Below are 11,069 nucleotides of genomic sequence, written 5' to 3'. Positions count from 1 at the left end.
TCTTTGTCTGTCAAAATTTTTTCCTTTTCAATTAAGTTGTGTTCCAGTTCTTGATTTTTGCGATTGATCTCGATCTGCTTTTCCTCTAGCAAGGTATTACTTCGCTGCTTGATTTGGTATCGACTATACCCTACACCTAATAGGAGAACCAATAGAACTGTAAACGCAATCGTCCCATTTTTCAGCAGAGTTGTCTGTTCTAATTGATTTTGTTGAAGTTGACTTTGTTTAGTGAGCAATTGAATATTAGGTTGTTTAAGTCGTAGATCCTGATCTTTTTTTTGGGTTTCAAATTGAATCTCCAATTGAGCGATATGTCGACTTTTGGTCAGATTCAGCAGGGAGTCCTGAAGCGATTCATACTGCTGGTAGTGTCGGATGGCAGCTGGGTAATTGGCCATGAGCGAATCTAGCTTAAACCATAAAAAATGGTTTTTACTCAAACCTGTTGTTGAACCAGTTCGTTGACCTCTTTCCTGGTTAATTTTTAAATAGGTTAAGGCTGCTCTATACTGGTTACTTTTGATCAGAAAACGAATTGCAGCTTCATAAATCGCCGATAATTCTACACTTCCATTTCCCTTTTTAGCCAATAAGTCTAATAGTTGATCGCAATAAAATTGCGCTTTGTCAACTTGATTCAGATCAGAATAGATATTCAATAAATGGAGGGCAATGACAAGTCTGCTTTCAGTAGATAGCGGAGGGTATTGCGTACTCATTCTGGTAAAAAAACGTAGCGCTTGACCAGGTTTTCCTTGTTGGAGAAGTAATTGAGCAATATTCCCTGAAACATTAAGGATATAAGCGTTCTGTTTATGCTTTAAGGCAATTTGTAAGGCTGTCTGGTACTGAATATTTGCCTCTTTATATTGTCCCAAAGCATGGTATACTAAGCCTAATCGATTATGAATCGTACAAAGTTGAAGTGTAGAATCATGCTGATTTTCAGCTGTTTTAATGGCTAAGTATCCATAGCTTAGGGCTTCCTTATAATCCCCTAATTTTCCAGACACAAAACCCAGTAAATCATAAATCCGCTCTAAATTAGAACGGTTCGCTTGCCGATAAAGGGTTAATGCATTATGAAGTTCAACTAATGAACGTGCATAGTTCTCCTGAATCTGATGGTGATCGGCTAATTCTTTATACACATCCCCCTGCTTGTATATATTACCAGCCAACTTATAGTTATTAAGCGCTTTTTGATAAAGTGCCACCCGTTCGGGTAATTCATCCCGTTCCAGGGTGTAGAAGCGAGTCATATCCAGGTAAAGGTCACCTAGTTCCTGCCAACAGTGTGCTGTCGTAAAAATAGATATGGCACGTTGGGCGTATTGATTGGCCCTTGTATGGTCTCCTTTCTCAAGTAAGACCAGAAAAAAACCATAATTTACCATGCCTAACCCTCGAGGATAGGCCAAGCGGTTACTCAATTCCTGCGCCTGACGGAGCATAACAAGCGCGGTGTCCAAATCATGGTTCAGTTCCTGAGGCTTAAAAATATATAGCCAACTTGTCTTAAGCAGTTTATTCACATGCTGCGTATCAGTCATGGGTACAATCCGTTTGGCAGACACATCGGATGGTTTGGCATGCTGAGCATAAATAAGTCTACTTAGTAAACTCAGAATAACCAGAATGATAAGCCTTTGCATAGTTAAACACTAGCTGAGAAGACAACGCCTTCTACCACAGGGTAAAAGAATTACCGAGTCGTATGGGTACCCTGTTTACCAACGACGGCTAATCAATCTTCTACTGAGGTTGAGTAGAACTCGATGGATAAAATTAGGTCATTTCAAACAATCATTCGATAAAACGATTATCGAAGGTCTAGAATTCAGGAGACACTAAGCATTGTCGAAGGGTATACTCACCCTGTTCAGCTAACTCTCATTATCCTATCCTCCAGAATTCTGGATATATGCCCAGTTTTGGATATACACAAAGATCCAAACCAATTCTACTTCTCAGAAAATGGCCATTTGGGCTCAAATAGGCATTTTCTGAAGAATACCAACTATGGCACACGCTTTGGAAATACTATAGCCAAAGGAAATGCCGGACCGAATCTTCCTATTCATTTCACTCAGGTAAACTGCTTGTCAAGGTCGTCTGCTAATAGAATTAGTGAGTGCTACATTCTTAATTTAAAAAAACTACGAATATGAACTTCAATTTCTTTGAATTAGAAGCAGATCCAGATAATCTAGGGGACCGTGCAATGTCAAACTCTGAAGGGCATCGCGGTTTACCTCACTCGGAGGACGGTTTATCGGAAGGAGATGAATTTCTGGATGACTCCCTACGCATGAATGATCAGCCTGGCTCACTGCTGGATGGCATGAATTTGTGAATCCATATTACTAAACTCTAAGCGCGCCCTAATCAGGGAAAATTTATTTTATCAGGACAGTTTACAACTCCTATCTGGATGAAATTAGGCGGAAAGAATACCCTATAAATGAGTTTTCAATCATGGAAATATTCGATTTAGAAGTGGTCAATGTAAGACCTATTTTGACCGAGTTGCAATCAAAAATTCAAACGCTGAACGGAGCGGGGAACGTTTATTTGGATCGGTTACGGGCACTGCATACAACAATTCCATTTCGGGCTAGCTCGCAGATGGACATGTTTGGCATTACTGAACAGGTTCTGCCTAACATCCTCCAGTTTCTAGGTATCAGGAGTATTACGTTAAATAAGCCACACGATTTATCGAAACTGGATAAGTTTGATTTTGACACGTCCCAAATTGCCAGTGAGCCATATAGTTGGCACTATTTACGAAATGACGCACTCATCAATGAACTACAAGCTTTATTCAAAAATTGCCGAATAATTGCGTTTGACGACTGGTCCAGACTCGTAGGCGCATCTGATTTATGGACTGGGTTTCTGTTTGATGTCATTAAACCCATTCAGAAATATGATCTGGAATTCATTTTCTACTTAGGCGATCCACAACACAAACTTACTTTTCAGGTAGATGAAGCGGTAGACATCATAAGCAGCTTCTCAACCTATGGACAGGTTACGTTAGCCCTGGACGAAGAAGAAGCCCTCAATCTTTGGAAAATATTTAATGGCTTTCACGGCGATACTGCCAGGATGGAAGATACATTTCTGGATCTTAAACGGAAGTATATCTCCCTGTATAGAACAATGTCCATTACGCGTTTGCTTATCTATTCAGCAAATGAAGCAATTGTCCTGAGTAAAAATGAACATTTTGTACTGGTAAGACAACGGGTACCGCAATCTCTTGAATTAGCACCAGATGCCCGTCAAAACTTTATCGCGGGATATTGCATTGGGCTACTCTTTCAGCTAGATGTGGCTCATTGTATCGCACTTGGGCTGATTGTCTTTGGCAGTACAGGAGAATTGAATGCGAGTCCGGCACGTCGGGATTTACTGGTTTACATTGATCGGTGGATTGAGGATCTTCAAAAACCAGAGTCTATGTACTTATACCAATAAACGATACGAAATAGCTTATTGATTTACAGCGCATTACAGACATAAATTAACTGTGAATCTAATGTTTGCACGAAAATAGAAAGACAAGAATGAGACAAGCAGGTAAAAAACATATAGTCGTTGTTGGGGGTGGTTTTTCCGGTCTAAATTTTATTCAAAAAATAATGGGTTATTCAGGGTATACTATCACCCTGATTGACAAAAACAACTATAATTACTTTACACCCCTGTTGTATCAGGTTGCTACTGGTTTTCTGGAACCATCCAGCATCAGTTACCCATTCCGAAAATTGTTCCATCACAAGAATGTAATCTATCGGATGGCAGCATTGGTAGACATTGTACCAGAAAGCAACAGCCTAGTTCTTAACGACCATACTGAAATAACCTATGATATTCTGGTCCTGTCTGCCGGATCAAAAACCAATTACTTTGGTAATGCTAGTATTCAGGCTAATGCATTTAGCTTAAAAGGGATTGATGATGCCCTGTTTATGCGAAATGAATTAATTAAAACCTTTGAGCAGGCGTCTCTTGAGAGCGACCCTGATAAACGCAAGATGTTATTAACGATGGTCATAGCAGGTGGTGGACCTACTGGGGTAGAACTGGCTGGTATGCTCGCCGAATTGAAGCGGTATATATTGGGTGAGGACTACCCTAATTTAAAAAAGGCCTCTGCCGAAATCTATCTGATCGAAGGGTCGCCAAATCTGCTCGCACCCATGAGCAATCAATCCCATAAAGATGCGTTTCAAGCTCTACGTCAGGAACAGGTACATATCAAACTAAACACTCGGGTGGTCAGCTTTGAGAAGGATACCGTACAACTCTCAGATGGCAGTAGTATAAAAGCCCGAACCCTTATTTGGGCAGCCGGGGTTACGGCCAATTCGTTTCCAGGCTTGGATCAAAACAGCAGGAAGAAGAGCAATCGCCTGATTACAGACTCCTTTAATCGGGTTGAGGGGTATACAAATATTTACGCAATCGGAGATATTAGCATTCAGTTTGGCGATAATGCTTATCCAAATGGGCATCCCCAATTAGCCCAGCCTGCTATACAACAGGGAAAACAATTAGCCCGAAATCTTATACGAATTCACCGCAATCAAGCTCCAATCCCGTTTGTTTACTTTGATCGCGGGGACATGGCTATTATTGGCCGAAAGACTGCCCTCGCTGACCTCTTTAAACACAAAGTACACTTCGGTGGCCTGCTAGGATTGCTTAGCTGGTTATTTATCCATTTGATCTCGTTAGTCAACTACAATAACAAGATAAAAACGCTCTACAACTGGATCGTCGCCTATTTAACGTGTGATCAAGTCCTTCGAATGATCTTTCGGTCTGAAAACCAAGAGAACAAGGTTGCATCGGAAAAGCCCATTTCTACAACCGCGTAAGGTCAGTTTTTCGAATTACGTATACATATATCCGTTCGTCATTTCTGCTTAAATGGACATTGCTTTTACTCTACACCAATTTATTTGAGACTGTTGCTTAATTCTGGTCTGGAGCCTATTCTCCGTAACCGTTTATACTACTTATTACCTCCATTTTTCTCACTAAACATGAATTGGTTCACCTCGTTTTTAACTAGCTCTATTGGGAAGAAAATTCTCATGGCCACATCGGGGCTCTTTTTAATTAGTTTCTTAATTGTCCATACATCGATTAATGCCATGATCTTTTTCAATGACGGAGGCAAACTGTTTACGCATTGGGCTCATTTTATGGCAACGAACCTGATAATCCGCACAATTGAAGTTGTTTTGGTCGCCGTTTTTATCCTTCATATAATTCAGGGATTGTTACTTTGGAGGCAAAATAAGAATGCCCGGCCAGTCCGGTATTATGTGAACAAACAGGCAGCGAATAGTAGCTGGTACAGTCGAAGTATGACCCTTTTAGGTACGCTTATCCTCTTATTTCTAGTGATCCATACCCGGAATTTCTGGATTCCCAATCGAACGAATCAGTTTTTATATGGAGAAGAGCTACCGCTCTATGAGATGATGTTGTCTAAGTTCCATAATCCAGTCGAAGTACTTATTTATTTGTTTGGCTGTTTTTCACTGTTCTGGCATCTATTACATGGTTTCAGAAGCTCGTTTCAATCGTTAGGGTTGAGTCATGTTAAGTATAATGGTGTAATCACCTTTATAGGCGTTTCCTTTTCAGTGTTAGTACCGCTACTACTGGCGATGATGCCTGTTTCTATTTACTTAAACCTAATTCGGTAGATTTTGAAGCGTCCTGAAAGCTACTATTACGTAAACCTGGTGATTTTCCGTAAAATCTGACGCTTACTATTCACTCCATGAATAACTTGAATTCAGCTCGAATTCATCTATTGCATATAGCCAACCAGATTTTTAGTGAATCCTAGCTACTTCACTAGAACGAAATGATGATGCAGTCTAAAATCTCTGTTAGACGGCTTTGTCAAAAACTAAGTATCGTAAAGATTAACCATTTATTGTATCCTCAATTATGAACAAAGTACAAGGTTCGAATTACTTTTTATTGGTAATCAACGGAGTTTCCGGCATATGGGCGTTATTCTTCCCCCATGAATTTCATACTAGCTTCCCCGGTTTCGGGTTTCATTGGATAGACATTTACGGGCCTTATAATGAACACCTTATTCGAGATGTTGGCGCTTTTTTTTGTGGCTTAACTTCTTTATCTGTTTTTGCTATCCTCGACAGTGACATAAAGACAGTACGCTTAATGGCTTATTCAAATCTGGTTTTTAGCACGCCCCATTTTGTCTATCATTTTGCCCATATGCACATGTTTCCGACCGCTTTGGATCGATTTTTAGGCATTTCTTCCCTATTCCTGGTAGCTTTCATCCCAGGTTTAATTCTGTTTTGGACCTCTATGAGACCTGCACGTATATTTTGATACTTAAAAAATTAACGGCTACTGTTTAAGCTAGCTAGTTCATTTTGATCTCATAGTTGAAGACGTATAGGAAATACTGCTTTCGTCAACGACAACAATACGCTGGCCGTCAGTATCCTGATCACTAAATCAAAAAATGCCCCGCTGGTAACTTCAGATCGGGTATCCGAACAATACCAAATTTTTTAAAGAGCGGACCTTCTCAACAAACAAAAATTGGACTTCACAGCAAAGCTCTGTCAACAGCTACGGTAGAATTTTGCAATGAAAATGCAACCAGTAAATATGTGGACAACAGAAAACATACCTGATTTGTCAGGCAAAACAGCTATTGTAACCGGTGCTAATACTGGTATCGGCTATCAGACGGCCAAAGCATTGTTTGAGGCAGGAGCTATTGTGACCATTGCGGTTCGGGATGCCCATAAAGCCAAAATTGCTATAGAGCAAATTGGGCAGACCTCGTTTGGAAAGGGTAATCTGGAAATGGGCTTACTTAATCTTGCTAATCTTGATCAGGTAAAAAGGTTCGCCGATGAATTTAAACGTCATCATCAAAAACTGGATATCCTCGTGAATAATGCTGGGGTTATGATTCCCCCGCCATCAAAAACCGACGATGGATTTGAATTACAATTCGGCGTGAATTTCCTTGGCCATTTTGCTTTAACCGGGCATCTGTTTCCCTTGTTGAAAAATACGCCGAAGGCAAGAGTGGTAACCCTTTCCAGTGGAGCCGCAACGCGTGCATCTGGTATCGACTTTAATAACCTGCAATTAGAGCAGCCCTACGACCCATGGCGCGAATATGCCGTAAGCAAACTGGCTGATATTCTGTTCACCTACGAATTAGACAGGCGATTAAAGGCTGTTCAAAGTGATATACTTTCTGTCGCGGCCCATCCCGGTGTTACCCGCACTGACTTGCAAAGGCATATTCCCCAGGAGGAATTAACGGGTTTGTTTGCCCAGTTTGACGACGTGATGGAACCCTGGCAAGGCGCCCTGCCCACCCTTTTTGCCGCCACGGATGCCTCCGTCAAAGGCGGTGAATTTTACGGCCCCGATGGCGATAAAGAATACGCGGGTTATCCGGCACGCTCGAACCATTCTACACCGGCTATGAATGATAAAGCTTTAGCCAAACAACTCTGGGATTATGCCGAATCAATAACACAAATCAACTTTCCCGTTTAATAGAGACTATCTTCATGAATGCAACAGTTCTGGTAACCGGTGGAACCGGGTTTGTAGGCATCCACACCATTCTGCAACTTCTACAGCAAGGCTATGTAGTCAAGACCACCCTTCGCTCTTTGTCTAAGAAAGACACCATCATTCAGGCGCTCACCGAAGCAGGCATAATTGACTTTACCAACCTGTCTTTCCACGAAGCCGAGTTAACGGCAGACGCAGGCTGGGAAGAGGCCGTGGCCCATTGCAACTATGTGCTGCACATTGCCTCACCATTTCCTGCCCAGGAACCGAAAGACGAGAATGAACTCATCGTTCCTGCCCGCGATGGAGCCTTACGGGTGTTGAGAGCCTCTAAAGAGGCTGGTGTAGAGCGGGTTGTGCTTACCTCTTCTTTTGCCGCCATTGGATATGGTAGAGAGCCTAGCAATCACGTCTTTACCGAAGCCGATTGGACCGATGAAAAAGCACCCATCATGGCCTACATCAAATCAAAAACTGTGGCCGAAAAAGCAGCCTGGCAATTTATGGAAGCAGAAGGCGGTACGATGGAGTTGACCGTTATTAACCCTGTGGGCATTTTCGGGCCCGTTATTGGGTCTATTTCATCGGCTTCAATTGATCTCGTTAGAGCAATCATCAATGGCACCATCACCGAAAGCCCGACTTTTACATTTGGCGTAGTGGATGTGCGCGATGTGGCTGATATTCATATCAAGGCTATGCTACGTCCCGAGGCTAAGGGACAACGCTTTCTGGCTACGTCCGATGGGGTGATGAGTTTTTACGATATAGCGGAATTACTGAAGAAAGAGCGAGCAGCATTGGCCGTAAACATTGCCGCTATGCAGCCAACGGATGAGCAGTTTTATACGCAAATAAGCAACCAGAAAGCCGTACAAACATTGGATTGGAAGCCTAGAAGTAAAGAAATTGCTATTTTAGCAAGCGTAGATAGCTTGGCGTAATAAGTAAAAATTTTACGGATAACATTGAAAGTAACAAACATACAATCTTGTCATTTAGGCCCGGAGATATCACCCGAGCAGTTTATAGCGGAGCATTTTTTTTTATATCTGCTGAAAGGGTCGATGAAGGCTTTTGATGGTTATAAACATTATCAACTAAATCCGGGCGATACAGTAATCGCCCGGAAAAACCATTTGGTCCGGTATACAAAGTATAAGGATGATGGCGCGTTTGAAAAGATTATTATTACGCTGGATGAACCCTTCCTAAATAAATTTTTAGAGCGGCATCCGGTTGACGTACAGCCAACAACAATCAATGATTCATTTGTTTTAGTAGCCGAGAACAAACTTATTAAAAACTATATTCAGTCTCTGGAGCCCTATTACACCGGAGATCTGGAGCTTAATGAAACGTTTGCTGATATAAAGCGCGAAGAGCTTTTGCTGATTTTAATGACGTCTGAACCCTATTTGGCCAACATTTTTTTTAATGCAGGTATTCCTGCCAAACTTGATCTGGAAGCCTATATGAATCGAAATTTCCGGTTCAATGTCAGTCTGGACCGTTTTGCCTTTCTGACGGGAAGAAGCTTATCTGCCTTTAAGCGGGACTTTCATAAAATTTTCGGCACAAATCCAGGTAACTGGCTTAAAAAGAAACGGTTAGGTGAGGCCTTTTTCTTAATTAGCAATCAAAAGCTAAGGCCAAGTGAGGTGTATTTAGAGGTAGGCTTTGAGGATTTATCTCATTTTTCGTTTTCCTTCAAAAAAGAATTCGGATTAACCCCAACAGAAGTAAGTACAAGGCATTTGGGCAGGCCGTAACGAGGAGAGTTTTAAAGATTGTGGCCCCTTTTATATACGAAAAATAGTGATCAACCTGTAAATGTGAGGATATATCATTGTAATAATGTTTCTTTCTATATTTTAATCTTTATTATTGCTTAGTATCGCTTTTATAATGAGCGGGAGGTGATTCGGGAGCGGACACTGGCCGGTTTAGCCTCCGCCCGTCGACGAGGTCAATTACTCGGTCGTCGTAAGGGGCTTTCCAAAGCGGGTGAGCAAAAAACTCAACTTGCCGAAAGTCTCTATAAAGAGAATAAATTCTCGGGGCAACAAATCGCTCGGGAGTTACCCATCTCCAAAACAACGCTATATAAGTACCTCCGCCAGCGAGGGGTTGAAATTGGGCCCTCAGTTCAACATCCAACCGCTACAACTTAGTTGGTAACGACTTACATTTCATTTAACCTTTCTTAAACGAAGTTTTTTTAATCGTTACGTCAACTGAGTTTCACATTTATTAAACGACCCTTCAATTAAGGTTCTTGACACGGATGAGCCTATGCTGTTTCATCACCCGTTTTAGCACGTCTACCGAACGGGTCTAAACTTACTGATCACCCTTAGAAACAGACTGTTGAGCCAGACAAAGAGCAGGAGGCCAAGGATAATCAATACTGCATCCAGCTTGTAGGAGAAGCCCATGAATTGCTCCGTGCCATCCAGAGAAAGTTCATACCGAAGCCAGTAGCGTTCAACGATTGTCGTTACTCGGTCGAAGGGGAACGCTTCGTCGTAGATGAGGGGGATAATCAACCGGTTGGTCGTATCGATAAAGCCATATTTGTCCTTCATACGTACCATGGAGAGGCCATGTTGATAATACGAGGCAAAATCATAGGTTAACGGCGTGCGCACCTTGCCCGACTTATCAATATGGCCGAATTTTCCATTGATGGCCACCGCTGACCGATCTTCGGCGGTAAAGCCGGTCGCTTCATCGTACAAATGGGGAATGCGCAGCTGGCCGGTTTTGTCTATACAGCCCCATTTATTATTCTTCTTGACCCAAAAGAGGCCGTTCGTTGGCTTGCGCGTATCAGTATAGTCGAAAGGAACGATCAGTTCACCCGTTAGAGGACTCACGTATCCGTACTTGTTCCCATATTGCACGCGTTGCATGCCTTGACCGGAATAGGTGTAATCGACATCAATGGCATCGAGCGCCACCGGAACTTTCAGCACCAAATTGCTGTCGATGATGCCAAATTTACCCTGGTATTTAAACGGAGTAACGTGTTTGGATCGCTGGATCTGCTCGGTAACAAAGGGTGTAAAATTGAAGTTAAGAATAAAGTATTCGCCCTTTCGCCACCACAGCACATCTTCCTTTGTGTCGTGGTTACAGGTATGATCAATCGTTGACTCCTTGATCAGATAGTCTTTTGCGTAGTGCTGGATAGGAATCTTGTACACCTCTTTTCCGGTCTTATCAATATAGGAAAGCCCGTAGTGGGTGCCCGCGGGATAAATGACCCAGGTTTTGCCCTGGCGGAACCGGTCGGTGGCGATGTATTTAGGCTCAACGATAACCTTCCCCTGTTTGTCAATAAAGCCGTGGAGTCCATGTCCTAGCGGACTTAGCTGCATCGGCACAAATTCGGCCAGCCCTTCTTCGAAGTCCCCAATGTCTCGATAAGCGGGACTTAGTTTTCG

Annotated in this window: 11 protein-coding genes; 9 read left to right on the top strand and 2 right to left on the bottom strand. The window is 42.3% G+C overall.

Annotated features, from left to right (window positions below; all coding sequences use genetic code 11):
• Positions 1 to 1,556: tetratricopeptide repeat protein (locus ACOJS8_RS02995; protein ID WP_420147048.1), on the bottom strand; the 1,556-nt coding region annotated here is incomplete at its 3' end.
• Between the two features lie 671 nt (positions 1,557 to 2,227).
• Between ACOJS8_RS02995 and ACOJS8_RS02990 the strand changes: the two genes are divergently transcribed.
• The 9 genes from ACOJS8_RS02990 (at position 2,228) to ACOJS8_RS02950 (ending at position 9,794) form a co-directional block, all read left to right on the top strand.
• Positions 2,228 to 2,359, top strand: coding sequence for a hypothetical protein (locus ACOJS8_RS02990; RefSeq protein WP_420147047.1), 132 nt, complete (start codon positions 2,228 to 2,230; stop codon positions 2,357 to 2,359).
• A 122-nt stretch (positions 2,360 to 2,481) separates the two neighbouring features.
• Positions 2,482 to 3,489 (top strand): hypothetical protein, encoded by a 1,008-nt coding sequence (locus ACOJS8_RS02985; RefSeq protein ID WP_420147046.1) that lies wholly within the window; start codon positions 2,482 to 2,484, stop codon positions 3,487 to 3,489.
• Positions 3,490 to 3,578: 89 nt separating this feature from the next.
• Positions 3,579 to 4,895: an NAD(P)/FAD-dependent oxidoreductase gene (locus ACOJS8_RS02980; RefSeq protein ID WP_420147045.1), complete on the top strand. Its 1,317-nt coding sequence runs from the start codon at positions 3,579 to 3,581 to the stop codon at positions 4,893 to 4,895.
• Between the two features lie 168 nt (positions 4,896 to 5,063).
• The gene (locus ACOJS8_RS02975; protein ID WP_420147044.1) at positions 5,064 to 5,735 is read left to right on the top strand and encodes a succinate dehydrogenase cytochrome b subunit; all 672 of its coding nucleotides are present in this window, start codon (positions 5,064 to 5,066) and stop codon (positions 5,733 to 5,735) included.
• A gap of 250 nt (positions 5,736 to 5,985) precedes the next feature.
• Entirely contained in the window at positions 5,986 to 6,402 is a 417-nt protein-coding gene (locus tag ACOJS8_RS02970) for a hypothetical protein (protein WP_420147043.1), read from the top strand.
• Positions 6,403 to 6,672: 270 nt separating this feature from the next.
• On the top strand, positions 6,673 to 7,599 hold the full coding sequence (locus ACOJS8_RS02965) for an oxidoreductase (protein WP_420147042.1): 927 nt from the start codon (positions 6,673 to 6,675) through the stop codon (positions 7,597 to 7,599).
• Positions 7,600 to 7,613: 14 nt separating this feature from the next.
• Entirely contained in the window at positions 7,614 to 8,564 is a 951-nt protein-coding gene (locus ACOJS8_RS02960) for an SDR family oxidoreductase (protein WP_420147041.1), read from the top strand.
• Positions 8,565 to 8,588: 24 nt separating this feature from the next.
• Positions 8,589 to 9,392, top strand: a complete 804-nt coding sequence (locus ACOJS8_RS02955; protein WP_420147040.1) for a helix-turn-helix domain-containing protein — start codon at positions 8,589 to 8,591, stop codon at positions 9,390 to 9,392.
• A gap of 147 nt (positions 9,393 to 9,539) precedes the next feature.
• Positions 9,540 to 9,794 (top strand): helix-turn-helix domain-containing protein, encoded by a 255-nt coding sequence (locus ACOJS8_RS02950; RefSeq protein WP_420147039.1) that lies wholly within the window; start codon positions 9,540 to 9,542, stop codon positions 9,792 to 9,794.
• Positions 9,795 to 9,944: 150 nt separating this feature from the next.
• On the opposite strand, the gene ACOJS8_RS02945 is transcribed toward ACOJS8_RS02950, so the two are convergent.
• Positions 9,945 to 11,069, bottom strand: a 1,125-nt coding sequence (locus ACOJS8_RS02945; protein WP_420147038.1) for a WG repeat-containing protein, incomplete at its 5' end; no start/stop codon positions are given.

This window comes from Spirosoma sp. (assembly GCF_048594605.1).
In the GTDB taxonomy this organism is placed as follows: Bacteria; Bacteroidota; Bacteroidia; order Cytophagales; family Spirosomataceae; genus Spirosoma.
This window is presented reverse-complemented; position numbering and strand designations above follow the sequence as displayed.